26 protein-coding genes are annotated in these 24,964 nt (G+C 36.8%); 10 read left to right on the forward strand and 16 right to left on the reverse strand.

All coding sequences use genetic code 11. From position 1 onward, the window contains the following. Positions 1–10 precede the first annotated feature (10 nt). A complete protein-coding gene (locus DKG77_RS08340; RefSeq protein WP_109662101.1) occupies positions 11–844 on the reverse strand; it encodes an ABC transporter permease in 834 nt (277 codons plus the stop codon). 12 nt (positions 845–856) lie between these two features. Further along, a complete protein-coding gene (locus DKG77_RS08345; RefSeq protein WP_109662102.1) occupies positions 857–1,753 on the reverse strand; it encodes an ABC transporter ATP-binding protein in 897 nt (298 codons plus the stop codon). Between the two features lie 75 nt (positions 1,754–1,828). Here DKG77_RS08345 and DKG77_RS08350 point away from each other — a divergent pair, with 75 nt between their 5' ends. Further along, positions 1,829–2,905 carry a hypothetical protein gene (locus tag DKG77_RS08350; protein WP_109662104.1) on the forward strand — a complete coding sequence of 359 codons (1,077 nt, stop codon included), beginning with the start codon at positions 1,829–1,831 and terminating at the stop codon, positions 2,903–2,905. Here the strand turns inward: DKG77_RS08350 and DKG77_RS08355 are convergent. The 6 genes from DKG77_RS08355 to DKG77_RS08380 are packed head-to-tail and all read right to left on the reverse strand — an operon-like array spanning position 2,902 to position 8,344. Then, positions 2,902–3,960 carry a nucleoid-associated protein gene (locus tag DKG77_RS08355; protein ID WP_109662106.1) on the reverse strand — a complete coding sequence of 353 codons (1,059 nt, stop codon included), beginning with the start codon at positions 3,958–3,960 and terminating at the stop codon, positions 2,902–2,904. The two genes, DKG77_RS08350 and DKG77_RS08355, sit on opposite strands and share 4 nt — an antisense overlap. A gap of 27 nt (positions 3,961–3,987) precedes the next feature. Beyond that, positions 3,988–4,482: an IS1096 element passenger TnpR family protein gene (locus DKG77_RS08360; protein ID WP_109662108.1), complete on the reverse strand. Its 495-nt coding sequence runs from the start codon at positions 4,480–4,482 to the stop codon at positions 3,988–3,990. Positions 4,483–4,525: 43 nt separating this feature from the next. Then, the gene (locus DKG77_RS08365) at positions 4,526–5,539 is read right to left on the reverse strand and encodes a COX15/CtaA family protein (protein WP_109662110.1); all 1,014 of its coding nucleotides are present in this window, start codon (positions 5,537–5,539) and stop codon (positions 4,526–4,528) included. Between the two features lies 1 nt (position 5,540). Beyond that, a complete protein-coding gene (locus DKG77_RS08370) occupies positions 5,541–6,965 on the reverse strand; it encodes a CCA tRNA nucleotidyltransferase (protein ID WP_109662111.1) in 1,425 nt (474 codons plus the stop codon). Between the two features lies 1 nt (position 6,966). Next, a complete protein-coding gene (locus tag DKG77_RS08375; RefSeq protein WP_109662113.1) occupies positions 6,967–7,527 on the reverse strand; it encodes an L-threonylcarbamoyladenylate synthase in 561 nt (186 codons plus the stop codon). 1 nt (position 7,528) lies between these two features. After that, on the reverse strand, positions 7,529–8,344 hold the full coding sequence (locus tag DKG77_RS08380) for a zinc-binding alcohol dehydrogenase (RefSeq protein ID WP_109662114.1): 816 nt from the start codon (positions 8,342–8,344) through the stop codon (positions 7,529–7,531). A gap of 61 nt (positions 8,345–8,405) precedes the next feature. On the opposite strand from DKG77_RS08380, the gene DKG77_RS08385 reads away from it, so the two are divergent. Then, on the forward strand, positions 8,406–9,242 hold the full coding sequence (locus DKG77_RS08385; RefSeq protein ID WP_417935467.1) for a glycosyltransferase family 2 protein: 837 nt from the start codon (positions 8,406–8,408) through the stop codon (positions 9,240–9,242). On the opposite strand, the gene DKG77_RS08390 is transcribed toward DKG77_RS08385, so the two are convergent. Both DKG77_RS08390 and DKG77_RS08400 read right to left on the reverse strand, forming a co-directional pair. Beyond that, positions 9,224–10,027, reverse strand: a complete 804-nt coding sequence (locus tag DKG77_RS08390) for a glycosyltransferase family 2 protein (protein WP_109662118.1) — start codon at positions 10,025–10,027, stop codon at positions 9,224–9,226. The genes DKG77_RS08385 and DKG77_RS08390 overlap by 19 nt on opposite strands. A gap of 267 nt (positions 10,028–10,294) precedes the next feature. Beyond that, positions 10,295–11,110, reverse strand: coding sequence for a 2,3,4,5-tetrahydropyridine-2,6-dicarboxylate N-succinyltransferase (locus DKG77_RS08400; protein ID WP_109662122.1), 816 nt, complete (start codon positions 11,108–11,110; stop codon positions 10,295–10,297). Positions 11,111–11,209: 99 nt separating this feature from the next. Here DKG77_RS08400 and ruvX point away from each other — a divergent pair, with 99 nt between their 5' ends. From ruvX to DKG77_RS08415, 3 genes are read left to right on the forward strand one after another with little or no spacing between them, the layout of a single operon-like run. After that, positions 11,210–11,620, forward strand: a complete 411-nt coding sequence (gene ruvX / locus DKG77_RS08405) for a Holliday junction resolvase RuvX (protein WP_109662123.1) — start codon at positions 11,210–11,212, stop codon at positions 11,618–11,620. A 4-nt stretch (positions 11,621–11,624) separates the two neighbouring features. Next, the gene (def, locus tag DKG77_RS08410) at positions 11,625–12,215 is read left to right on the forward strand and encodes a peptide deformylase (RefSeq protein WP_109662125.1); all 591 of its coding nucleotides are present in this window, start codon (positions 11,625–11,627) and stop codon (positions 12,213–12,215) included. 53 nt (positions 12,216–12,268) lie between these two features. Then, positions 12,269–12,712, forward strand: a complete 444-nt coding sequence (locus tag DKG77_RS08415; RefSeq protein ID WP_109662127.1) for a DUF5606 family protein — start codon at positions 12,269–12,271, stop codon at positions 12,710–12,712. A gap of 3 nt (positions 12,713–12,715) precedes the next feature. On the opposite strand, the gene DKG77_RS08420 is transcribed toward DKG77_RS08415, so the two are convergent. The 3 genes from DKG77_RS08420 to bglX are packed head-to-tail and all read right to left on the reverse strand — an operon-like array spanning position 12,716 to position 17,138. After that, positions 12,716–14,281 (reverse strand): family 20 glycosylhydrolase, encoded by a 1,566-nt coding sequence (locus DKG77_RS08420; protein ID WP_109662129.1) that lies wholly within the window; start codon positions 14,279–14,281, stop codon positions 12,716–12,718. A 2-nt stretch (positions 14,282–14,283) separates the two neighbouring features. Further along, positions 14,284–14,940: a GDSL-type esterase/lipase family protein gene (locus tag DKG77_RS08425; RefSeq protein WP_109662131.1), complete on the reverse strand. Its 657-nt coding sequence runs from the start codon at positions 14,938–14,940 to the stop codon at positions 14,284–14,286. 11 nt (positions 14,941–14,951) lie between these two features. Beyond that, positions 14,952–17,138, reverse strand: a complete 2,187-nt coding sequence (gene bglX, locus DKG77_RS08430; RefSeq protein WP_243414892.1) for a beta-glucosidase BglX — start codon at positions 17,136–17,138, stop codon at positions 14,952–14,954. Between the two features lie 159 nt (positions 17,139–17,297). Between bglX and mazG the strand changes: the two genes are divergently transcribed. The 5 genes from mazG to DKG77_RS08455 all read left to right on the forward strand — a co-directional run bounded on the left by mazG (position 17,298) and on the right by DKG77_RS08455 (position 22,026). After that, positions 17,298–18,071 carry a nucleoside triphosphate pyrophosphohydrolase gene (gene mazG / locus DKG77_RS08435; RefSeq protein ID WP_109662135.1) on the forward strand — a complete coding sequence of 258 codons (774 nt, stop codon included), beginning with the start codon at positions 17,298–17,300 and terminating at the stop codon, positions 18,069–18,071. A 96-nt stretch (positions 18,072–18,167) separates the two neighbouring features. After that, a complete protein-coding gene (locus tag DKG77_RS08440) occupies positions 18,168–19,535 on the forward strand; it encodes an MATE family efflux transporter (protein ID WP_109662137.1) in 1,368 nt (455 codons plus the stop codon). Between the two features lie 36 nt (positions 19,536–19,571). Beyond that, on the forward strand, positions 19,572–19,802 hold the full coding sequence (locus DKG77_RS08445) for a hypothetical protein (RefSeq protein WP_109662139.1): 231 nt from the start codon (positions 19,572–19,574) through the stop codon (positions 19,800–19,802). After that, the gene (locus tag DKG77_RS08450; protein WP_109662140.1) at positions 19,802–20,371 is read left to right on the forward strand and encodes a phosphatase PAP2 family protein; all 570 of its coding nucleotides are present in this window, start codon (positions 19,802–19,804) and stop codon (positions 20,369–20,371) included. The genes DKG77_RS08445 and DKG77_RS08450 overlap by 1 nt, the downstream gene beginning before the upstream one ends. Then, positions 20,368–22,026: an ArnT family glycosyltransferase gene (locus tag DKG77_RS08455; protein WP_109662143.1), complete on the forward strand. Its 1,659-nt coding sequence runs from the start codon at positions 20,368–20,370 to the stop codon at positions 22,024–22,026. Before DKG77_RS08450 ends, DKG77_RS08455 begins: the two co-directional genes overlap by 4 nt. Here the strand turns inward: DKG77_RS08455 and DKG77_RS08460 are convergent. The 3 genes from DKG77_RS08460 to meaB are packed head-to-tail and all read right to left on the reverse strand — an operon-like array spanning position 22,023 to position 24,919. Continuing rightward, on the reverse strand, positions 22,023–22,895 hold the full coding sequence (locus DKG77_RS08460) for a lysylphosphatidylglycerol synthase transmembrane domain-containing protein (protein ID WP_109662144.1): 873 nt from the start codon (positions 22,893–22,895) through the stop codon (positions 22,023–22,025). The two genes, DKG77_RS08455 and DKG77_RS08460, sit on opposite strands and share 4 nt — an antisense overlap. Continuing rightward, positions 22,876–23,838, reverse strand: a complete 963-nt coding sequence (locus DKG77_RS08465) for a glycosyltransferase family 2 protein (protein WP_109662146.1) — start codon at positions 23,836–23,838, stop codon at positions 22,876–22,878. The genes DKG77_RS08460 and DKG77_RS08465 overlap by 20 nt, the downstream gene beginning before the upstream one ends. A 34-nt stretch (positions 23,839–23,872) precedes the next feature. Beyond that, the gene (gene meaB / locus DKG77_RS08470) at positions 23,873–24,919 is read right to left on the reverse strand and encodes a methylmalonyl Co-A mutase-associated GTPase MeaB (RefSeq protein WP_109662148.1); all 1,047 of its coding nucleotides are present in this window, start codon (positions 24,917–24,919) and stop codon (positions 23,873–23,875) included. Between the last annotated feature and the right edge of the window lie 45 nt (positions 24,920–24,964).

Consider the following 24,964-nt stretch of genomic DNA (forward strand, 5'->3'; position numbering starts at 1 on the left):
TGACAAGATACTATAAATCACGCTTTTTCAATAATGCATAGGACAAATAGATGAAAATGGCGGTCCAACCAAGTACAATTAGGATTTCATGCCATTGTACTTGATAGTCCAGAATAATTTCTTCTCCTACTTGATCGGCCACGGTTTGTACGGCTTCTAGTCGGGTAATAGGTTCTTTGATGAGGTTGTACATGGATTGCAATGGAAAGAAACCCATGACCATTTCTGTTGTATCCTTATCAAAAAGCTTCCATCTTAGAAGACCTGTAGTGATACCTTCGACTATTTGCCAAATGACAAGAAAGCCTAATGAGAAGGCGGAACGTTTTACCAGAATGCCCAAGAAAAGACAAAATGAAAAGAACCCCAGAAGTTTTACAAAGAATGCAGCGACGAATTCCAGATCAGAAAATACTATGGACAGTTCATCATAATCGGAATAGATAGAACCAAGAATGAGTGATACCACGAACACGAACAGTGTGGATATTAAAGCAAAAGAAACAACGGTCAAAAATTTTGACAGAATGAATTCTTTTTTTGAAAGTCCATCTATTAAATTTTGCTTTATAGTTTTGTTACTGTACTCGTTGGCCATCATGGAAACAATGACAATTGCCAAGAATAGTTTAAAGAAAGCTGTTACAAATGTGTTGAAATGCCAGATGTAAGGAAAATTGAAAATCCCTATTTCTGCCAGATGAAATTTAATGGGACCAATGTCAAATTTTATAGCGGCAATAAGTGCTATTGAGGTTAAAAGGGTAAAATATGAGATTATTAATATTTTACTTGCCCTATTGTTCCAGAGTTTTATGAATTCTATTTGTAGTAAGCGTACCATTCGTTTTTTTGATTAATTGTTTTTGGTCAAGGCTAAAAATTGTTCTTCCAAGCTTTCTTTACGTTTTACCAGATGAGAAAGTACCATGCCTTTCTCAAATAACATTTTGTTGAGCTCTTCGGCATTCATTTCTTCTTTTAGAAAAGCAGTTAGAGTGCCATTTTCCCTTGAAATTTTCCCAAAACTCGCATTCTTTTCTAGGAGGGCTTCCAGTTTTTCCATATCCGTTGTGCGTAATTCAAAAAAACCATGGCTTGCCAGCATGCTATCCACAGGGCCCGAGTACAACTTCTCTCCTTTACGAAGAATTACTACATGAGAGCACACTTTTTCTACTTCATCCAGTAAATGCGATGCTAATAGGATTGTAGTGCCTTGCCCAGCAATTTTCTTTATGATTTCCCTAATTTGATGGATACCCTGGGGATCCAACCCGTTGGTGGGTTCATCTAGAATAAGAATTTCTGGGTCATTCAATAGGGCAGATGCAATGGCCAGGCGCTGTTTCATCCCTAATGAATAAGTTTTGAACTTACTGTCTTTTCGTTCCCAAAGACCAACAAGTTGGAGTTTTTCCTCAATTTTGGTTGCTGGGACCTCTTTTATTTTGCAAACCAATTTAAGGTTCTGTATAGCAGTCATATACGGATAAAAATTGGGTCGCTCTATAATGGCGCCAACCTTTTTTAAGGCTTCGTGTGTAGAGGTATTGCCTTCAAACCAGTTAAAGTCACCAGAAGTCCGGTTGACCACGTTTAAAATAATGCCCAATGTGGTGGATTTACCACTGCCATTTGGTCCTAAAATGCCATAAACATTGCCTTTTTCAATTGTAAAAGACAGGTCTTTGACGGCGGTGAGGTAGCCGAATTTTTTTGTTAGATGATTTACGGTCAGTATTGTCTCCAAAGTCGGAATCGTTTTTTGATTTGTTTATAGTAACTTGACGAGGTATAATGGATTTTGTTACAAAATAGGGAAAGAATGTCCGAGGAAAAATTAATGTCCAAGAAAAAACCTGCATATCCAGTCAACAAAAAATTGGATGGATACCTGCATCGCTATAATAGAAAAATTGAAATTCCTATTTTCTATGAAGATCTATTAAGGTTTGCCGGTTCTGTTGTGGTTTATGACTCAGAAGGTGAGGATACGCTGTGGGTACGTGTATATTACTCAGATTTTGAACGTGAGGAGATTGATCTGAGCCTTAAGAGGGTCTATTCTATTTTACATTCGGATGGTAGTGATGGAATTCTAGAATTCCTTAATGTGGACGCTGTTGATTATTGCACTTTTGGGAACTCAAAACCCTTTAGAATCAAGATAAGGAACATTCTAAATGATAATTACACTTATTTCTATGTTAAGAAAACAGATGCTTCCAGGGTTTATGGTCTGGAGCTGGAGCATATGCTTTCACCTTATAACCTTAATTTTTTGGTCTATGGGGATACGTTGATTGAGGAGCATATTGCCGGAATTCCAGGAGACGTATTTATTAACGATATGTTGCCCAAATGCACTGAGGCAGAAAAGGCACAATTGGCCAAGGAATTTGTAAAGTTCAATGAGCGTTGCATGATTCGTCTGCTGGGGGATATGAGGTCCTACAATTATGTAATTGTACCAGTACATGATTTTGACCATGTGGTTTACAAGATTAGGGCCATAGATTTTGATCAGCAATGTTTTGAAGGAAAACTAAAAGTCTATAGGCCCCAGTTCTTCAAAGAAAACTTTAAAATGGTTGAATTGGTAAGGACCAAATTGCAAAAAAACTCCGTTGATCAATACAAGATTGAAGAACGTTCAATTGTGGCCAAACGAATTTTAAGTTCAGGTAACCGAATTAAAAGACTAGTGAGTATCAGCAAAACAGATGATATTTCTTTGGAAGAGAATATTGATCAACTAAAGCTTCAAATATATGAGTTGACCAAAGACCTTAACTTTAAAAAAAGCACAACAATGGGAGAAGTATTGTCCCTGGCCCTGGATTTTGTAAAGCGAAACTACCAAGATGTAAACATGAAACAGATTTTGGACAACAAACTTTAACTTTTCTGCTCTTTGTTAAAATACACTAGATAATAGTACATCTGCCGTTCTTCATCCCAACCTTTTTCTACGAATTTTTCAGCAGATTCTGGATTTATAAAGTCCATTTTTATTTGAATATTGGTGTCTAGGTTGATTACGTTTTTTATTTTTTTACGCGCATCGGAAACCGCTTTGTTGGCAATATCAAAATTGGAAACGTCCTCAATGCTATACTTAGGTCCTTTTTCAACTTTATAGTGTTTAAACTCTGGAATAAACTCAGGGTTTTCCATTACTTCATTTAAAAAGGAACTCTCCTCAAAAGCATCATTTTTGGCAAAATGGTTTACAGCTCTGTTCATGAAAAGTACTTCTTGTTGTTTGTCTTCTGCAGGAAGAACCACATCCTTTGCAAAGTTTTGACAGAACTTTAGGTAGTTTTTAGTATAAAAATTTTCATCGGTCAAAGGTGCCAAGCCCAAGAAATTTTCTAACCAATATTTGGCATCATAACGATTACTGTCAACAGATAGGACCTTATATCCCTCTTCCTTGTTCACGTTGAACACAATGCAACCCTTGTCCAATTTGTTTATGTTGATGCCTTGGCGTATCAAAATTTCCAAGTTTTGCTCTTTTTCTTTGAACTGTAGAAAATCGTGCTTTAGTTCACTTTTAAAGATTCCTACTGCATCTGTCTTTTGATTGTCGATGACCATATCTGAAAAATGAACAACATAGACCTCTCCGCTTTTTATGTGCGGGTGATTGGATTCTTCATAAAGCAGGGTTGTAATTCTTTTAGAAATTAAATGCGATTTTGATCCGTCTTCAAAAATTTCGGAAACGGACTTAAAAATCTCATTGAATTCCAAATCCACCTCATGAGAAAATTTGAAGTAATTCTCTTCTTTTTCCCTAAATGGCTTAAAGAAATATTCTTTTAGCAGACCTGACATTTCATCATTTAACGAAAAAGGCTCTGCGGATAGAAAAATAGGTTCGTTCTTACTTTTATTGCCAACTCTGTGCAGTGAAACACTTTCAATTTGGGCAGGGTACAGGTTTAGCATATGTTTTTTTGATAGGTAGGTTAATTATTAGTTCCAGTTTTCGTCAAAGTCAAGGTCATCATAACTGTCTAGCGAATCATCAAAGTCTATTGATGGTTTGGATTCGAACTTTTTTTCAGGAGGAGAATCGGGTAGTTCACCAAAACTGAACAACAGATTTGGATAGACTCTTCCATCTTCCTTTTCAATGATATCCGCCAACTCAACAAAAAATGTCCACATGCTAAAAAAGTCGTAGACATAGATTAATTTTGGGTTTTGTTCGGTCATCACTTCACTAAGTCCGGTCTCATTCATTAATCTGATATCGGAACCCGTTTCGCTCATATCAAAAAGTGCAATCTCTTCATCCTGGTTCCATTCCTCATCACAAGTATAAAAGGAAGCCATTTCGCTGCCTCCAAATCCAAAAGCCTGGGTAATTGCATTATGAAAATCTTCTAAGGTACTGGCATCCTCCATTTCAATATCCCTAAAGATATCCTCCTCAGTATCAAGTATTATCCTTATTTTATAAATCATCCCCAAATTTTAAAATGGACGCAAAGTTACAACAAATAGTGTGTTATTTCGAGAATCTGTGTAAAGTATAGGTCATGGCCGCCAACAGAAAAAAAGCGCCAATCTGATGTGCAACCCCTAACCAAAGAGGCACGGCATATATCAATGTTAGTACGCCCAACAAAAATTGCAAACCAACTAATGCCAATAGTGCTTTGATACCATTTTTTTGCATAGCGGTACACTCAATTTTTCTGGTCCTGTACCATAAGAGAACGATAAGGCCCACAACTATGTAGGCAAGGTATCTATGAATAAACTGGACACCACTTTTACCTTCAATAAAGTTTTTAAGCAAGGGCTGTTGTTCAATGTATACCGTTTCATGAATTAGTTTGCCATCACTCATTAATGGCCAGTGGTTATGGATGAAACCAGCATCCAAACCGGCAACAAAAGCACCCCAAACAATCTGAACAATAAGAACGAACAACCCAAACCTGAGCAAGTTGCGAACCCTTTTATTGACCTCTTTTTTTGATGGGTAAATTAAGTCCAAGGCAACCCAAAGACTATAGGCAAAAGTTAAAAAAGCGGTGGTTAGGTGAGCCGCCAACCTATAATGTGAGACATCTGGGCGATCAACCAACCCACTTTTAACCATGTACCAACCCAAAAACCCTTGAAACCCGCCCATAAAAAGCAATATTAGGCACTTTTTTATGGTGGGTCTATCTAGTTTTTTTGTCAATAGAAAGAAAATGAAGGGAACAATAAAAACAATCCCTATAAATCTACCAATGACTCTATGGAACCATTCCCAGAAATAAATATTTTTAAAATCATCAAGTGTAAAATGGTAGTTCAGTTTTTGGTACTCTGGGTATTGTTTGTAGAGATCAAAAGCTTCTTGCCATTCCAACTCGTTCATCGGTGGCAGGGTACCACTGATTAGTTTATAGTCAGACATTGAAAGCCCTGAATGGGTCAGCCTAGTAATGCCGCCAACAAGCACCATTATAAAAATTAACACACAACCAATTAATAACCAGTATATTACAGGCTTGTTTTTTTTCACTTCAATTTGTTTTCAAATTCATTTTTTTTCCCTTTTCCAGCATAAATTGATATGCCGCTTCGTATTCATTGGGAATTTCACCATCTAAAATAGCTTCTTTGATGGCCTCCTTTAAGATTCCTATTTCTTTAGAAGGTTTTAGATTGAATACCTTCATGATTTCCTCTCCGGTAACGGGTGGTTGAAAGTTGCGTACATGATCTCTCTCCTCAACTTCCACTATTTTTCTTCTAACTATTTGAAAGTTGTTCTTGTACTTTCGTTGTTTTCTTGGATTTTTTGTGGTGATATCCGCTTCACATAAAGTCATAAGGTCCTCTACATACTCTCCAGCATCAAAAACTAATCGGCGTACGGCAGAATCGGTAACATGATCTTCAGAAAGAATAATTGGCCTAGAGCTCATCAACACCATTTTTTGCACAAATTTCATTTTATCATTCAATGGCATTCTTAGTCTTTTGAAGAGTTTATAGACCATCTTTGATCCCACAAATTCATGCGCATGAAACGTCCACCCGTTTTTTTTATGAAAACGCTTGGTGGGCGCTTTGCCAATATCGTGCAAGAGTGCCGCCCATCTTAACCATAGGTTATCTGTGTTTTCAGAGATATTATCGACCACTTCCAGCGTGTGCCAAAAATTATCTTTGTGGCGTTGTCCTTCAATTTCTTCAATACCCTGCAGAGCGGTGAGTTCAGGAAGAATAATATGCAACAGACTGGTTTGGTGCAATAATTTGAAGCCAATAGAAGGTTTTTTGCTCAGAATGATCTTATGAAGTTCATCTATGATTCTTTCTTTTGAAACAATCTTGATGCGTTCTTTGTTTTCAGTAATAGCCTGGAGCGATTTTAATTCTATCGTAAAGTCCAGTTGAGTAGCAAAGCGTATGGCGCGCATCATACGAAGAGGGTCATCTGAATAGGTTATACTGGGTTCTAAAGGGGTTCTGATAAGTTTTTTTTCTAAATCCCCAAGTCCATTAAAAGGATCCAGAAGTTGACCGTAGTTTAACTGATTCAATGCCAATGCGATTGCATTTATAGTAAAATCCCTTCTATTTTGGTCATCTTCTAGCGATCCATCCTCTACAACCGGTTTTCTACTGTCATGATGATAGCTTTCTTTTCTTGCTCCAACAAATTCCAGCTCTAGTTCCTGATGCTTGATCATGGCGGTGCCAAAATTCTTAAAAATGGAAACTTGTGGCTTTCCTTTCAATTTGGAAGCCACTTTTTTAGCAAGTTCAATACCACTGCCAATGGTGACTATGTCAATATCTTTTGGAGTTCCTCTTTTTAAAAGATAATCCCTTACAAATCCTCCAATAACATAAGAATCTGTTCCTAATTCTTGAGAGGTTTCTCCAATGAGTTTAAAAATGGGGTTTTGTATTGCTTCTTTATGGAGTTCCTGCGTCATTTTATTCCCTGATTACCTTAACCTGGCCATCATTACTAAGCTTAATTATAGATGAAGGGGAAGGATTTTCGTTTTCTAACTGCAAATTTACCACATAGTCGACTCCTTTTAAAATTTCTTGGCTTATCTCTTTAAAATGTTTTGGGGCGGGCTTACCAGAGATATTTGCAGATGTTGACACTATGGGTTTTCCAAATTTATTGATCAGATATTGGCAAAATTTATCGGATGCTACTCGTATAGCTAAAGTGTTATCTTCCGCTACTAGGTTCTTGGCTACATTTTTTGGTTTGTCAAAAACTATGGTGGTTGGCTTTTCTGCAAGATCCATGATGTCATAGGCAACTTCGGGAACCTCATTTACATGACGCTCTAACATAGCTTGGTGTGCAACAAGGCAAATTAAAGCTTTGCTATCGGATCTATTTTTTAGTTCATATATTTTTTTTACTGCATGCTCATTTGTGGCATCGCAACCTATTCCCCACACGGTGTCCGTAGGATAGAGAATTAAGTTCCCTTCTTTAAGTTCTTTAATGCAGTTGTTGATTTGTTCAATCAATTTATTTCAATTTAAAGTTGAAGTGGTCGTCTAACGCTTGCCACTGAATTCTATTTTTATCCTCGGTAATATTGGTTTTTTTTAAAGAGACCTTTTGGGACCCCCAAATAGGAATTGGTTCTTTTCCGCTGTCTTCCGCCTTAATGGATTTTGTTCCTTTTAGCAAGCCCATTGCCTTAAACCATAAATCATCAGCTTTTGGGGCCAGTTTCATAAAAAGCTTTTGATCATATACTTGATTATCCAAACAATGGATAGGGTAAAGGGTACCGCCAGCACCAATTGGCAGGGTGTTGTCTTGATTTGGACAAGGTTTGCTTCCTGATCGCCATTCTTTGTACGACAATAATTCTCCATTATTATATGTAATGCACCTAGTTTGATTCCCTATTATTTCTGTGGGGTTTTTTTGATGAAACTGATACAATTTGGACAACCAATTTTTTCTGTACATCATATCATCGTCGCAAGTAACAATGACCATATTTGGAAATATGTTCAGAGTTTCAACCAATTTTCTATGTGAACTTGTATAAGACGAAAATTTAATTGAAAATATAGAGCCGGTTAAATTCAACAGTTTTTTTGGAATGTTGTTTTTTAAATCTTCATGTAACCAAAGAATTATTTGTTTAGGCAAGACATCTTGGTTTAAAATACTTTTAATGGTAAGGTCCACAATATGCAATCTAGATGGAATTGAAGCTAAGGATACAATGACAGGAATCTGATTTTTTCCTTCTATTAACTTCTCTTTAGATCTATTTGACAGCTTAATGTGATGAAAAAGGGAAACAGGTATTTCTTTTACCTTCATTAGATGTATTTTAAAACAAAATTAAGGATATGCGATAATATTTAATATTTCTATTTTTGCCATGATGAATAAAGACGAAAAAGATAATCCTAAAATATCGATTATAGTAAGCACCTATAATTCTGAAGAATGGTTAAAAAAAGTGCTTTGGGGATTTAATTGTCAAATCTTCAAAAATTTTGAAGTTGTTATTGCAGATGATGGATCTGGCCCCAAAACAAGAGAACTCTTGAACACCATGTCCAAAGAAGTGTTCTACAAAATAATCCATGTTTGGCAAGAAGACGAGGGTTTTCAAAAATCGAGGATACTTAATAAATCTGTTGAGGCATGCAATGCAGATTACATTATAATGACGGATGGGGATTGTATTCCACGAGAGGATTTTGTTGAAGTACATTATATTAATAAAGAGAAGGGGTATTTTATTTCTGGGGGGTATTATATGCTTCCCATGAACATCTCAAAGATGATAACATTGGAAGATATTCAGAAACAAAACTGTTTCAATATTCAGTGGTTAAAGGAGAAGGGTGTTCCAAAGACGTTTAAAAACAATAAGCTCACAGCTAATGGAATAATATCCAAACTTTTAAACACTTTTACACCCACTAACGCAAGTTGGAACGGCCATAATTCTTCAGGTTGGAAAAAAGATATCCTAAATGTAAATGGTTTTGACGAACGGATGCAATATGGAGGTCAGGATAGAGAATTGGGAGAACGTATGTTCAATTTTGGTTTAAAATCCAAGCAATTGAGATATAGTGCTGTTTGCGTTCATCTTGATCACAAAAGAGGTTATAAAACGCCAGAATCCATTGCCAAAAATCTGGCCATTAGAAAGGAAACAAGAAATAAGAAGCTTGTTTGGAGCCATTACGGCATTACCAAATAATAAGTAAGCTCATTTTTCTTTTCTAATCTTTTCAGCTCTCTGTACCTTTCCAAGACACCAAGAGCATTTAAATACGAAATAGTAATCCCTTTTTTACCGTCTAAAAAGCCCAGCCTTAGAATATAATGATTGAAGAATTTCCAAATGGGTTTTATGGTCATAAAGAGATAATTGAATTGCTTTTCCTTATAAAAAGCCTCTTTTGCCTTTAGTTGACCATAACGAAGCATTTTTCCTTTATAATCTTCGTAATTCTTATAGCAATAGTGAATGAGCTTTTCATTAAGAATACAGGAGTTTCCATCAACCTCTAAGGTTTCATGGACAATCTTTTTATCCGTAAACCTGGCTTTACTTTTTCTAAACAGCCTATGGTTTTTGTCCGTCTGCCAACCGCTAAAGTTTAAAGGGGTATTTTGAAACATAAATTTGCGGTAGAACCAATACGCTTCACAAGCATTAGGATTGTTTATTGTGTCTGTAATTTCTTCTTGAAGCTTATTACTTACAACTTCATCGGCATCCACAAATAGTATCCAATCATTTGTAGCTTGTTTAAGGGTAAATGATTTTTGCGCCGTAAAATTCTCAAACGGATTTTGAATCACTTTGACTTTAGAGTGCTTTTGTAAGTATTCATAGGTGCCATCATTACTGAAGGAATCTACAACGATGATTTCATCTGCAAATGATATGGAATTTATACATTTTTCAATGTAGCCCATCTCATTGTAAGTTATGATCAACGCGGATAATTTTTGCTTTGGGGTGCTCAATCCATCCATATTTATTGGTATTCGTATTTGATATTCACAAAATTATAACAAAAAAAAACAAGGAAAATTGTTTTTAGGCGTAATTTTCTTACACAATGGAGGTTTTTGAGTATCCCTTGTTTTTCATTGAAATTTTTAAAATCTAGGTTGTTGTTGAGCTTAAAAGATGATAAAAAACCAATAGGTTGCTTAATTTGTATAGAAAAATTAAATACTTTCAAATAAGGATAATGGACTTATTGTAAAATGTTTTGCAAAATACATTCATAGAAATCATTAAACCGCAACATCATGCTCCCTTAACGCATTGTTTAATGAAGTTTTTTTGTTGGTGCTTTCTTTTCTTCTTCCTATAATTAAGGCACAAGGAACTTGGAATTCCCCAGCTGGAAATTTTTTGGTATAGCTTCCTGGAATAACCACAGATCTAGCAGGGACCCTACCTTTTAGCTCAATAGGTTCTTCCCCTGTTACATCAATAATCTTTGTGGAGGCGGTTAGCACCACATTTGCTCCCAAAACGGCTTCTTTTTCAACTCTTACTCCCTCAACAACAATACACCGTGAACCTATAAAGGCATTGTCTTCTATTATTACCGGAGCAGCTTGTAAAGGCTCTAGAACACCGCCAATTCCAACACCGCCACTTAAATGAACGTTTTTGCCTATTTGCGCGCAACTGCCTACGGTGGCCCAAGTATCTACCATAGTGCCTTCGTCTACATAAGCACCAATGTTCACATAGCTTGGCATTAGAATGGTGCCTTTGGAAATATATGCACCATGTCTGGCAACGGCATGGGGAACCACTCGAACACCTTTTTCTTTATATCCACTTTTTAAGGGAATTTTGTCATGATATTCAAAAATTCCAGCTTCCAAAACCTCCATTTTTTGAATAGGAAAGTAGAGCACAACGGCTTTTTTGACCCATTCGTTGATTTGCCAATCATTTTCTGTGGGTTCCGCACATCTTAGTTCACCCAAATCAATCAAATTAATTACCTCTCTGATTGCCTCCTGGGTTTTATTTTCTTTTAGTAAATCCCTATTTTCCCAAGCATTTTCTATAAGTGCTCTTAGCTGCGTCATTTGTTTTAATTTTTGACAAAGATAATCTGCAGAATAGAATATCGCAGCTTATTTTAAAAGCATAACATTTTTAGGTTTATTTTTGCCAAAAATTTAGACTTGGCAAGAATTTTGGCTTTGGATTATGGGAAATTGAGAACTGGAATAGCGGTTACAGACGAACTTCAATTAATTGCCTCAGGATTAACTACAGTTGAAACAAAGGGTTTGATTGCTTTTCTTGCGGATTACTGTGAGAAGGAGGCAGTTGAAAAGATAGTAGTAGGACTTCCAAAACAAATGGACAACACACCATCAGAATCCGAAGAATTAATTCAACCCTTTTTAAAGAAGTTGTCTGGCAGATTTCCAGCTATGAAAATAGAGCGTCAAGATGAACGTTTTACCTCCAAAATGGCGTTTCAATCCATGTTGGACAGCGGAATGAAAAAGAAAAAAAGACAAAACAAGGCTATTGTTGACGAAATAAGTGCTACACTAATTTTGCAGGCGTACCTTAACAGAATTTAGTTATATGATTTTACCTATAGTTGCATACGGAGAACCTGTTTTACGTAGGGTTGGAAAGGAAATTACCACAGAATACCCCAAATTGAAGGAATTAATATCCAATATGTGGGAGACCATGTACAACGCTCATGGTGTTGGTTTGGCAGCGCCACAGATAGGATTGCCCATTCGCTTATTTTTGGTAGATACTACACCATTTTCAGATGATGAGGATTTGAGCAAAGAGGATCAAGAAGCCTTAAATGGTTTTAAAAAAGTATTCATCAATGCCAAAATTGAAGAAGAAACAGGTAATGAATGGGATTTTAATGAAGGTTGTTTAAGTATTCCGGACATTAGAGAGGATGTAAAGCGTAAACCTGAAATTACAATTAGCTATTTGGATGAAGACTTTAAACCGCATACCCAAACGTACGATGGCCTTTTGGCCAGAGTCATTCAACATGAGTATGACCATATTGAAGGCGTTCTTTTTACCGATAAGCTTTCTTCATTGAAAAAAAGGCTTCTAAAAAGCAGATTGGACAAGATTTCAAAAGGTAAAATCAGTGTAGATTATAAAATGCGGTTCCCAAATATCAAAAAAGGACGTTAAAAAAAACCGTGTTTGGGATAAAAGTATAATTTTGCGCGCAGAAAATAGAAAAGATGGTACTGGACAAGATTTTATCAATTGGGGGTAAACCCGGACTTTTTAAGTTATTGACCCAAACAAGGAGCGGTTTTGTTGGGGAATCTTTATTGGATGGAAAACGAATTACCGTGGGCATCAGAAGCAATGTAAGTGTGTTATCTGAAATAGCCATTTATACCCTGGAAGAAGAAGTGCCGCTTAGAGAGGTGTTTCAAAAGATAAAAGACAAAGAAGGTGGTAAAAAAACCAGCATTAGCCACAAGGTGGAAAAAATACAACTTGAAGAATACTTCTTTGAGATTCTACCAAACTATGATGAAGATAGGGTATACGCCAGTGATATAAAGAAAATCATTCAATGGTATAATATTCTTTTGGACAATAAAATCAATGACTTTTCAGATACTGATGATACTGATGATGAAAAGGTTTTAGCTTCCTCCAACGAAGAAGAGTAACCACTATTCCCAATCTACCAACTTGGTTGGATAATAATTTACATTCATTCGATTTAAAAACGAAACGTGCATAGCCAAGCGCTTTCTATAACCTTCCCAATTACAATTTTCTGAAGAGGACCAACCTAGTTCGGCATAACCAATTGCTCTTGGAAAAGCCAAGTACTCCAGTTCTTCAATATTGGATATAGTCTCTGACCAAAGAGGGGCTTCAATACCTAAAATGCTCTCAGTTGATAAGCCTTCAACATAAGTTTCGGGATTCCATTTGTAAGCAACATCAACAGGAATAAGTCCGGCCCAATCTAGGCCATATTTGGAAAGGGAATCATATTTCATGTCCAAATAAGTTTTTTCACCGGGAGACAAAACAATTTTAGAACCGTTTTTGGCCGCTTTTAGAGCATTATGAGGTTCATTCCATAACTGTGTCACGGTTGATGCGCTTATGTTTCCTTGAGCAATTTCATTCCAGCCCATCATCTGTTTATTATGTTTTTGAACAATCTTTTCCACTTTTTCAACAAAATGGATATAGTCTCTTTTTCTGGTCACATGACTTTCATCTCCGCCAATATGAAAGTAAGGCCCCGGAGAGAGAGAGGCAATCTCTCTGATAACATCGTCCAAAAATGAATAGACAGTATCTTTTCTTGTATCAAAAGTGCTAAAACCAACACGAGTACCTGTATATGATTTAACCGTTTTGCCATTCCCATTTAGAATGGGGTAGCTTAAAGAAGCTGCATTGGTATGCCCAGGTGTATCTATTTCTGGAATAATGATCATATGTCTTTGAGCAGCATATTCTACTAATTCCCTATAGTCATCTTGTGTATAATAACCTCCTGCACCTCCACCAACTTCAGTGGCACCACCAATTTGAGTGAGCTTAGGCCAAGATTTTATTTCAATTCGCCACCCTTGATCGTCAGAAAGATGAAGGTGTAATACATTGTATTTGTAATAGGCCAAAATATCCACGTACTTTTTAACTTCGTCAACGGTGAAAAAGTGTCTGGCAACATCTAACATGGCCCCTCTATATTCAAATTTTGGCTCGTCAAATATCTTTCCAGTCGGAATTAACCATAGCGGATGGTCTGTTAGGGTATCGTTACTCTTATTTGGGATAAGTTGCCTTAGGGTCTGTATTCCCCTAAATGCACCAGCTGCTGTTTTTGCATTTAAAAAAATAGAATCTTTTTTGATGTACAGCTGGTAAGATTCTGGAGTTTTTAGATCAACACTATCAGACTCGGTGATGTAAATGTGCCTATCTGCAGATACTTCACCATTGTTTGTATTGACAGAAATATCCAAATCTGTTTTTGATTTCACTTTTTCCGATAGAAACAGGCCTACCTGTTCATATTTGGAACCTGAAGTGTAAATGACCGTATTTTTTGATAAACCAAAGGCACTGTTCGTTGGAACTGTTTTTAAGGGTTTTGGGATTAAAGCGGTTTTTGAGAGGTCCGTTTTTGGAAAGATTATTTCTCTTTTCTTTGGTTGGCAGGCCGCCATGAAGCTAATGGCGGTAACAATCAATATTAATCTAGATAACATGTTTAAGGATTGGATTTGTTCATAAAATTCTTGATGATCTCATACCAGAGATCATACCCTTTGACATTCATATGGAGTCCGTCTTCTATAAAAAGATCAGCTTTCAGTTTTCTTTTATCAAGCATGATGTTCCATACGTCTGCAAATTCAACACCATTGATATTAGAGGCCAATTTGGACATTTGTTTGTTTAAACGTTTGTACCTGCGTTTTAAGTGCCATCTAGAAATACTTGGTTTTGCCGAGATAAGAACAATTTCCATTTTAGGTCTTTTTAGATGCAAGTCCTCTACAATATCTTCTAATGTGCCAATAATGGCTTTGGGTTTTCTTTTTGCGCTTATATCATTGTCCCCTTCATAAATAAAAACCTTGGCAGGGGTGTAATTAAGAATCAATTCATCTAGATAATGTTCTAGATCTGAAGATTGGGACCCTCCAAAACCCGTATTTAGAACATGGTGCCCAGGAAACCTTTTTTGAAGATCTTCCCAAAGACGGATACTCGAACTTCCTGTAAAAACAATGGTGTTTTTTGAAGAATCCCAAATTGAATCCACTCGCTGCTGTACTTCTTTGACTTCTTCGGCAAATGGCAGGTCTTGCTGCGCATTTATGCTCAATACCGATAAAAAGAGAAGAGGAAAATATCTTATCATTTACTGGTCAATTATTTTAAAACAAATGTTCCTGTTAAACCTTCCTGAGAGCTTGTCCCTATCATAACCTCAAATGTTCCAGGTTCAACGACAAACTCATAATCATGGTTGTAAAAACCAAGTTCTTTATCTGTAAGAACAAATGTCACTTCCTGCGAAGCTCCTTGATCTAAACTTATTTTTTGAAAACCCTTTAGCTCTTTGACAGGTCTGGCTACGCTTGCAACTTTATCATGAATATAAAGTTGCACCACCTCTTTACCAGTTACACCTCCTATATTCTGGATGGTAGCTGAAACCTTGATCGCTTTCTCATCAGTGGCATCAATTTTTAAATTGGAATATTTGAATTCGGTATAACTTAACCCATGGCCAAAATGAAAAAGTGGTTCATTTTTTTCATCTCCATAATGTGTCCAGAAAACTGTGGATTCTGGGTCAGGTCTTCCAGTACTGAAATGATTGTAATAAATAGGTATTTGTCCAACGCTTCTTGGAAATGTCATTGGCAGTTTTCCACTTGGGTTATGGTCTCCAAACAATACTTTTGCAATGGCGTTTCCTGCTTGAGAGCCTAACTGCCATGTCTCCAAAATGGCAGGAATATTCTCGGCTTCCCAATTAATTGTCAAGGGACGGCCATTCATTAATATTAGTACTATATTTTTGTTGACTTCATGTACAGCCTTCAATAAATCCAATTGCAGGCCGGGCAAATCCAACTTGGTACGGCTGCGACCCTCCCCACTTTGAAACCCATGCTCTCCCAAAACCATTAAGACAACATCAGATTTTTTGGCAAGAGCAACGGCTTCTTCAATACCTGAAGTATTGGTATGATTAACTTTTACTTCATTTAAAAAATTGGCATCCTCAAATACTTTTGGCCCTTGTGAGTAAGAAAAATTTATGGAGTGGTTTTTTAAACCTTCTAAAACTGAAACTCCGGTATTGTCATCTGAACCTAATCGCCAGCTCCCAAGAGAACTGTTGTTATCATCTGCCAATTGACCTATGACCGCAATTTTTTGTTGCCCTTTTTTAAGAGGAAGAAGGTCGTTGTCGTTTTTCAAAAGTACAATTGACTTTAAGGCCATATCCAAAACAGCAGCTTGATGTTTTTTGTGATATAGCTCTTCTTTCTCCCTTTCTTCATCGCAATATCTATATGGATCATCAAATAGGCCCAATTCATATTTTACCCTTAAAATACGTCTTACGGCATCGTCTATTAAACTTTCATCAACCTTACCTTCTTTTACATTTTCCACCAAATGTAATACGTATGCGGATGATTCCATATCCATATCAGAACCAGCTTTAACTCCTAGTTCTGCAGCATGTTTCAAGTCTTCGGCAAATCCATGTGGCACCATTTCTCCAACAGATGACCAGTCCGATATTACAAAGCCATCAAACCCCCATTTTTCTTTTAGAATGTCTCGTTGCAGCATTTTATTGCCAGTAACTGGAATTCCGTTAAGAATATTGAAACCATTCATTATTGTTTTAACATCTGCATCGACCGCAGCGTTAAAAGGAGGTAACACCGTGTTGTAAAGAGTTGAAGTGCCAATATCAGCTGTGTTATATTCTTTACCGGCTTCTGCAAAACCATAAGCTGCAAAATGCTTGGCACAGGCAGCAAGTGTATTTGGTTTAGAAAGATCATCACCTTGAAAGCCTTTTACACGGGCCTCAGCAATTTTGGCACCTAAGAATGTGTCTTCTCCACCACCTTCCATAACACGCCCCCAACGAGGGTCCCTAGAAATATCCACCATTGGCGCAAAAGTCCAATTAAGTCCTACGGCCGAAGCCTCTTGGGCAGCAATTTTTGCAGAATTTTCAATAGCTTCCATATCCCAACTGGCAGCTTCTGCCAAAGGTATTGGGGCTAGGGTTTTGTATCCATGTATAACATCATATCCAAAAATTAGAGGTATGCCCAATCGGGTTTCTTCAACTACGAGTTTTTGTAATTTTCTTACTTCTTCAGTGCCAACAACATTCAACATAGAACCAACAAGCCCTTTTTTAAGGTGCTCATATTTTATTTCTGCATTCCCCCCTTTTGGAGCAGGGCCGGTAACATCCCAAAATCCATTGTATTGGTTCATTTGACCAACCTTCTCCTCTAAGGTCATTTGTTGTAATAGCGAATCTATATTTTTTTCAATACTTTTTTCCTGAGCCATAACGCAATTGTTAAAAGGTGCAAAGTAAAGTGAAATTATGAGAAGATAGTACAGGTTAGCTTTCATGATTGTAAAAAGTGTTGATAGTCTTCTAAAATAAGCTCAAAATCTATCACTTTCTAATATACGGTCTTTGTATTTTTAGATAAAATTTTATAGATGAACGAAAGAGCTGGGCAGTTAAAGGCTATAGATAGGCTGCTGAACATAATGGATGAGTTGCGTGACCAATGTCCTTGGGATAAAAAACAAACCATGGAATCTCTTAGACATTTAACTATTGAAGAAACATATGAACTGGGCGATGCCATTTTAGAAAATGACCTGGAAGAGATCAAAAAGGAGCTGGGGGATTTATTGTTGCATATAATTTTTTACGCCAAAATAGGTTCGGAAACCAAAGATTTTGATATTGCAGATGTTGCCAATGGAATATGTGAAAAGCTTATCAACAGACACCCGCATATTTATGGGGATGTAAAAGTTGAAAACGAAGAGCAAGTAAAACAGAATTGGGAAAAGATAAAACTTGAAGAAGGAAAAAAAAGTGTGTTGGAAGGGGTTCCTAACAGCCTTCCTTCAATGGTGAAAGCAAATAGAATTCAAGAGAAAGTTGCCGGTGTGGGATTTGATTGGGAACATCCAGAACAGGTTTTTGAGAAAGTAAAAGAGGAGCTCTCAGAACTACAAGCAGAAATCAAACAAGGCAATCCTGATAGATTGGAATCTGAGTTTGGAGATGTTCTTTTTTCCATGATTAATTATGCACGTTTCTTAAATGTAAACCCGGAGAATGCCTTGGAAAGAACAAATAAAAAATTTATTAAGAGGTTTCAACACTTAGAAAACAAAGCCAAACAAATGGGAAAATCTTTAAAAGATATGACCTTGGCCGAAATGGATGTTTTTTGGGAAGAGGCCAAAAGCCTTTGATCTAACCCTTTGTTCATTCTTTGTCAAAAACTAGCTACGGGGCAGCTCAAATATCTAATCAATCCAGTTATCTTTACGTTCTTTTAAATTTCCACTTTGTTCCAGCAATACACTAAAGAATTCAAATACAATTTAAGGTTAGCTTACCCTGTTATTTTAGGTATGTTGGGCCATACGTTTGTTGCGTTTGCCGATAACATTATGGTTGGTCAGCTAGGCACTGCAGAATTGGCTGCCGTCTCATTGGGAAACAGTTTTGTATTCATTGCCATGTCTTTAGGTATAGGGTTTTCCACGGCAATAACTCCGTTGGTTGCAGAGGCAGATGGGGCAGGGAGCAGGGCAGATGGCAAAAGTGCTTTGAAGCATGGACTGGTATTGTGCACTGTTTTAGGTCTTTCACTTTTTGGAATTATACTTCTTTGTAAGCCTCTTTTGTATTATATGAAGCAACCCCCTGAAGTTGTGGAGCTTGCTATTCCATATTTGGAATTGGTAGCTTTTTCCTTGGTTCCGCTCATTATATTTCAGGCATTTAAGCAATTTTCTGAAGGGCTCTCTCAAACCAAATACCCAATGTATGCCACAATTTTGGCAAATGTGATAAACATAGTCATTAACTACCTGTTGATTTTTGGCTCTTTTGGATTCCCAAAACTTGGAATTGTAGGCGCAGCTATTGGTACACTGGCCTCTAGGTTTATCATGGTGGGGTATATTTGGTTTTTGTTAAAGCGAAAGGAAAAATTTGAAGCTTACGTTACTGGTTTTAATTTTAAGTTGATTGAAAAGAAAGTCATTAAAAAAATCATCAGCTTAGGATTTCCATCCGCTTTACAAATGTTTTTTGAGGTAGCAATTTTTACGGCAGCAATTTGGTTAAGTGGTGTATTGGGAAAAAATGCCCAAGCGGCAAATCAAATTGCGCTAAACCTTAGCAGTATGACCTTTATGGTTGGTATGGGTCTGAGCGTGGCCGCGATGGTACGTGTAGGAAACCAAAAAGGATTGCAAAATTTTAGAGAGTTAAGAAGAATTGCAAAATCGATTTTTTTTCTCACATTTTTGTTAGAAATAGTTTTCGCAGCTCTTTTCCTGATTGGAAGATATTGGTTACCTACAATATATCTGGATGTAGATGACGTGGTCAACCAAGTAGATAATATGGAGGTGATAATCATTGCGGCCAAATTATTATTGGTTTCTGCGTTTTTTCAGATTTCTGATGGTATCCAAGTAGTGGTTTTGGGTGCATTAAGAGGCCTTCAAGATGTTAAGATTCCTACTTTGATAACCTTTATTGCGTATTGGTTAATCGGATTTCCTGTAAGCTATTATTTTGGATTGTTTTCAGAATATAAAAGTACAGGTATTTGGATTGGGTTGTTGCTTGGGCTAACCGCATCAGCGGTAATGTTGTATATTCGATTTAACTATTTGACCAAAAAATTGATAAAAAGTTAAACTAGATTCCTGTTATTGGAATTCAACTCATATAAAATGGAATTACCTAAATTTTTATTAGGAGATAACACGGATTACCCCAATTCAATTTTTATTGTACATACGGAATATCCTCGTTTCGTCATCAATCTGGAAAATGATGAGGTAGAGTGGCTGGAAGAATTCTCCAAAGAAGATGAAGAAGAGCTAACAGCAGAAGCAGAGATACAAATAGAAGCTGCTACGGCGTTTTACGACCGAGAAGTATCTAGATATGACGCAGGATAATGCTTGAATCACTAATAGAAATAGACAAAGAAGCCTTTTTATTCCTAAATGGTTTAGGGACTGAAACATGGGATGGCTTTTGGATGTTTATGACCAGGACACGAAATTCGGCACCTCTTTACATCCTATTGCTCTATTTATCCTTTAAAAGTTTTGGATTAAAGAAGACGGCCGTGATTTTGGTTAGCATCGCTTTATTGATAACCTGTACTGATCAATTATCTAATTTTTTTAAATACGGTGTAGGTCGCTTAAGACCATGTCATGATCCAGAAATAAACGGAATCATGCGTTTGGTGAAAAGTTATTGTGGTGGCAAGTTTGGATACTTTTCTGCACATGCAGCAAATTCTTTTGCACCTGCCACTTTTTTTTCCATTTTGTTTTTTAATAAAGTAAAATACATTGGAAGTTTGCTCATTTTATGGGCTTTGATCGTGGCCTATAGCAGAATATATATTGGAGTTCATTTTCCCTTAGATATAATTACAGGTATTTTGATTGGTGCAGTTTTTGGATGGTTATTTGCCAAGTTAGCTATATTTGCATTCCAAAAAATTGGGCCATGATATCACAAACCAGATATTGGTTTTTACTTACCCTTGTAGTTCTGGTATACATTGCTGGAATGTTCGTGACCCTTTTTGAGAACGATTCGGCGCAATTTGCCGTAATGGCCATGAGAATGGTTCAAGAGAATGACTTTTTCACTTTAATTAAAGGAACAGAGGAATATTTAGACAAGCCCCATATGCACTACTGGCTTGCAGCTTTGTCTTTTAAAGTTTTTGGCATTTATGATTGGGCTTATAGGATTCCTGGGATTTTGGCCGCGCTATTGGGAGCATATAGTTGTTATGGATTGGGGAAGTTGCTTTATAATAATGATATAGGTAAGTTTTCTGCGCTTATTTTCATGACTGCCCAAACCATTGTTTTATCCAATATAGATGTTCGTACAGATGCGGTGTTGACCGGTTTCACTATTTTCTCAATCTGGCAACTGGTTTTATATATTGAAAAAAATACACTCCAAAACATTATGTTAGGTGCTTTTGGAGCAGGCATGGCCTTTTCTACAAAAGGTCAGATTGCCTTGGTGGTCATTGGTATTTGTATTCTCTGCCATTTGGCATACACCCGTAAATGGGCGCGCTTGTTAAGCTGGAAAGTCTTAATGGCTTTACTCGTTTTTGGAATAACGATAGCACCCATGCTCTATGCATATTATTTGCAGTTTGATCTTCACCCAGAAAAGATCATTAGAGGAAAAAGTAACCGCAGTGGTATCTTTTTTATTTTTTGGGAACAAAGTTTTGAAAGACTGAGTGGAGAAGGCGTTGGCAAGAACAGCAATGATTTCTTTTTCTTTTTCCATACATTTTTATGGGTGTTTTTACCCTGGACAGTTTTGGCTTTGATCGCCTATTGGCGAAGAGCCAAGACATTTTGGAAAATGAAGTTTGCATATAGGCCGCAATTTGAGTTTTTAACTTTAGGGGGAATTACTATCCTATTTTTCCTCATAAGCCTTGCTCAATTTAAACTTCCACATTATATAAATATTCTAATACCGTTATATTCCATACTAACTGCATCTTATTTATATAGTTTATACCGCCACGCCAAGCATTCCATAATAAAAGGAATTTTAGGAGTACAATATTTTATCCTCAGCTTGGTGTTTATCTTCACATTGTTGGTATGTTTTCATGTTTTTAAGTTTAAAGGTATTCACTGTTATATAATACTATTGGCGGTACTTGCTTTAATCACATATTTCTGTTTAAAGCGAGAAGAATATTATATGCGTATAATCACATTGTCCGTTTATAGTTCTTTATTATTGAATGGTGTACTGAACACTCATTTTTATCCTTCTTTGCTAAAGTATCAGGCTGGCTCTGCAATGGCAGAAAAAATCTCTGAACATGATATTCCAGTGGATAAGATCTATAAGATTTCTGACAGGCACACTTGGGCCATGGATTTTTATAATAGAAACCCAGTTAACATTGTTTCCAAATCAGAATTAATGGACAAAAGCGGTATTTGGATATATGCCACGGATCAGGAGCTAGAAGAGCTTCAAAGCGCAAATTTTCATTGGCATGAACAACTTACGGTAGACCAGTTTAGGATTACTCGGCTGCAAATTGGATTTTTAAACCCTCTTACGCGATCAAAAAAACTGAATAAAATGCATTTGGTAAGTTTGGATTAAGGTGTTACTTCCAATCTAGGTTTCTTAAAATGATAGATTATCCCAAATAGAGAAATCAAAGCAGTTATAAGAAAGAATACAAAACTGATGCTGATAGATGTATTTGCGTCTAGCCCCAACCATTTAGCTCCATACAAAAAAGTCACCTCCCTACTTCCAATTCCACCAATGGTTAATGGAACCACAGATATTATTGAAGAGATTAAGAAGACAAAAAGATATTCGTAAGTGGCTAGGTCAATGGAAAGTGACTTTAAAATACAAAGGATACAAACAAGTTGGGAAAGTTGCACAAGTGCCGAATAACCTACAGATTTCCAAAAAACTGGCAAAGTATACGCAAAGAATTTTTTATGGAGCAACCAAAACGTAATAACGCTTAGAGGAATGGCCAATGCAATGAACCATACAAAATCCTGAAAGAGACTACTTTTTATTAAAAGTGCAGAAATACAGGCATAGATAAAAATCAACAACATCCCACTCAAGCGATCCAATAGCAATACCGAGACTACTTTTTTTGTGCCTGATTTGTATTCCTTTTGAATTACATACCCTTTATATGCATCCCCACCAATTCCTCCAGGAAGAAAAAGATTGTAGAACATACCCAGCAGGTATAATTTAAGATTGCTGCCCTGGGTAATCTTAACGCCTATTTCGTGAAAGTATAGATTGAGTCTAAAAGCGGCCATCACTTTTGAAAAAGCAACCAGTGATACCCCCAAGACCAAATATAGAGGATTACTCTTTTTTAAAGTGCCTATTACATCCTCAAGACTGATTTTGGTGAAAATAAAGTAAATCAAAGCTGCACTGACAATGATTTTTAATACAGTGATGAGCTTTTTACGCAGCTTTTCCGTCACCTATTGTAATTTTTTTGACCCTATATGGTCTTTTTTGTTGAGATTCATAATACGTGCGAATGAGCAACTCCATGACAATCCCAATAGTAAAAAGTTGAATCCCCCCTAAAATAAACATCATTCCAAAAATCAATAAAGGTCTGCTTCCAATATCCTCTCCCAAGCCCAATTTTAGTATGAGCAAGTAAATATTGATGAAGAATCCAAGAATAATAAGGAGCACCCCAAAGATTCCAAAAAGATGGATGGGCCTTTGAAAGTATTTTCTAATAAAGAGCAACAGCATCATGTCTGCTACAACTTTAAAAACGCGTTCTAATCCATATTTAGAGACACCAGCATGCCGTGCATGGTGTTTTACGGGCACTTGCTTGATCTGTGCGCCCTCCAAATGTGCCAGAAGTGTTATAAAACGGTGCATTTCACCATAAAGGTTCAATCCTTTGGCAATATCCTTGGTGAAAACTTTTAATGCACATCCATTATCCTTAATGTCCAGTTTAGTGACTCTTCTGACCAAGAAATTGGCAATTTTAGAAGGTATTTTCTTTACCAAGGAGTCCTTTCTTTTTTGCCGAATTCCAGTTATTAAGTCGTAGTCTTCGCCTACTGCGTGCTCAAGCATTTGGGGTATGTCAGAAGGGTCGTTCTGTAGATCGCCATCCATTGTAATTATAAATTCCCCTTCGGCGTAATCAATTCCTGCTGCCAATGCCAAGCTCTGTCCGTAGTTTTTTTTCAGCTCAATAAGATGAACATGGTTATCATCCATATCCTTGACAATTTTCCGGGTGTTATCCGTAGAAAAATCATCAATATAAATTATTTGGTAAGTATACCCTGAAAGACTTTCATGGATTTTTTTGGTCAATAGGACCACATTGTCTTCTTCATTGTACAAAGGAACTACAATAGATAGGAGAGAGTTGGTGATTATGCTCATGTATTAGCTTATGATCTGGGCAAATTTACTTCTTTTATTTAAGTTCCTTGGTGATGTGGTCCAGTACTGTTTTAGCAGCGTAAAAGGGTGATATTCTGTTTTGCTCAACTGCTTTCAACATTTTTTCCTTAATCTCTTTATAGTATCTTTTCTGATGGAAGAATTGCTTTAGCTGTTCGTCAACAGTTTGAAGAAACCAATTCTTATTTTGCATTTTCCTATTTTTTTCAAAAAAATCGTTTTGCTGATTGTTGGATACGAAGTCCGTTACCATTTGCCATATTTCTAAAATTCCTTTGTTTTCAATTGAAGAACAGCTCATGACTTTAGGTGTCCATCCATTTTCTTTTGGGGGATATAGGTGTAAAGCCCGTGAAAACTCTGTTTCTGCCAGTTTTGCTTTTTTAAGATTATCACCATCCGCTTTGTTAATGGCAATGGCATCTGCCATCTCCATAATACCTCTTTTTATGCCTTGCAATTCATCGCCGGCACCAGATAACTTTAATAGTAAGAAAAAATCTACCATGCTGTGCACAACAGTTTCACTCTGCCCAACACCTACTGTTTCTACAAGGATAATATCATAACCGGCAGCTTCACATAGAATAATACTTTCTCTGGTTTTTCTTGCTACCCCTCCCAAAGATTCCCCAGAAGGTGAAGGCCTAATAAAGGCATTAGGGTCTTTGGCCAATGTTTCCATTCTGGTTTTGTCTCCAAGAATACTTCCTTTGGTGAGAGTGCTCGTTGGATCAACGGCCAAAACGGCCACTTTTTTACCTAGACCGGTAAGTGTCTTTCCAAATACCTCTATAAAAGAACTTTTTCCTACACCTGGAACTCCTGTAATTCCAATTCGGATACTTTTGCTGGGTTTGGAAAGGCATTTTTCAATAATGGCGTTGGCCTTTTCAAAATGTTCGGGCTTGGCGCTTTCCAAAAGCGTAATGGCCTTTGCAAGAATAGCCTTATCTCCTCTAAAAATACCATCGACCAACGATTCAATCGATGTTTCTTGTTTCCGAAGCTGCTTTATTTTTGAAACTGTATTTGTGGATATATCTTTTTTACTTGCCAAGGATCAAATTCATGGAATTCATTACTAAGGTATAAAGTTTTCAAT

The organism is Flagellimonas aquimarina (genome assembly GCF_003149745.1).
GTDB classification, from domain to species: domain Bacteria; phylum Bacteroidota; class Bacteroidia; order Flavobacteriales; family Flavobacteriaceae; genus Flagellimonas; species Flagellimonas aquimarina.

Excerpts from the sequence above, each read along its gene's own strand:
- DKG77_RS08340 (WP_109662101.1), bottom strand. The coding sequence starts at position 844 with ATGGTACGCTTACTACAAATAGAATTCATAAAACTCTGGAACAATAGG.
- DKG77_RS08350 (WP_109662104.1), top strand. The coding sequence starts at position 1,829 with ATGTCCGAGGAAAAATTAATGTCCAAGAAAAAACCTGCATATCCAGTC.
- DKG77_RS08355 (WP_109662106.1), bottom strand. The coding sequence starts at position 3,960 with ATGCTAAACCTGTACCCTGCCCAAATTGAAAGTGTTTCACTGCACAGA.
- DKG77_RS08360 (WP_109662108.1), bottom strand. The coding sequence starts at position 4,482 with ATGATTTATAAAATAAGGATAATACTTGATACTGAGGAGGATATCTTT.
- DKG77_RS08370 (WP_109662111.1), bottom strand. The coding sequence starts at position 6,965 with ATGACGCAGGAACTCCATAAAGAAGCAATACAAAACCCCATTTTTAAA.
- DKG77_RS08380 (WP_109662114.1), bottom strand. The coding sequence starts at position 8,344 with ATGAAGGTAAAAGAAATACCTGTTTCCCTTTTTCATCACATTAAGCTG.
- DKG77_RS08385 (WP_417935467.1), top strand. The coding sequence starts at position 8,406 with ATGATGAATAAAGACGAAAAAGATAATCCTAAAATATCGATTATAGTA.
- DKG77_RS08390 (WP_109662118.1), bottom strand. The coding sequence starts at position 10,027 with ATGGATGGATTGAGCACCCCAAAGCAAAAATTATCCGCGTTGATCATA.
- DKG77_RS08400 (WP_109662122.1), bottom strand. The coding sequence starts at position 11,110 with ATGACGCAGCTAAGAGCACTTATAGAAAATGCTTGGGAAAATAGGGAT.
- def (WP_109662125.1), top strand. The coding sequence starts at position 11,625 with ATGATTTTACCTATAGTTGCATACGGAGAACCTGTTTTACGTAGGGTT.
- DKG77_RS08415 (WP_109662127.1), top strand. The coding sequence starts at position 12,269 with ATGGTACTGGACAAGATTTTATCAATTGGGGGTAAACCCGGACTTTTT.
- DKG77_RS08420 (WP_109662129.1), bottom strand. The coding sequence starts at position 14,281 with ATGTTATCTAGATTAATATTGATTGTTACCGCCATTAGCTTCATGGCG.
- DKG77_RS08425 (WP_109662131.1), bottom strand. The coding sequence starts at position 14,940 with ATGATAAGATATTTTCCTCTTCTCTTTTTATCGGTATTGAGCATAAAT.
- bglX (WP_243414892.1), bottom strand. The coding sequence starts at position 17,138 with ATGGCTCAGGAAAAAAGTATTGAAAAAAATATAGATTCGCTATTACAA.
- mazG (WP_109662135.1), top strand. The coding sequence starts at position 17,298 with ATGAACGAAAGAGCTGGGCAGTTAAAGGCTATAGATAGGCTGCTGAAC.
- DKG77_RS08445 (WP_109662139.1), top strand. The coding sequence starts at position 19,572 with ATGGAATTACCTAAATTTTTATTAGGAGATAACACGGATTACCCCAAT.
- DKG77_RS08450 (WP_109662140.1), top strand. The coding sequence starts at position 19,802 with ATGCTTGAATCACTAATAGAAATAGACAAAGAAGCCTTTTTATTCCTA.
- DKG77_RS08455 (WP_109662143.1), top strand. The coding sequence starts at position 20,368 with ATGATATCACAAACCAGATATTGGTTTTTACTTACCCTTGTAGTTCTG.
- DKG77_RS08465 (WP_109662146.1), bottom strand. The coding sequence starts at position 23,838 with ATGAGCATAATCACCAACTCTCTCCTATCTATTGTAGTTCCTTTGTAC.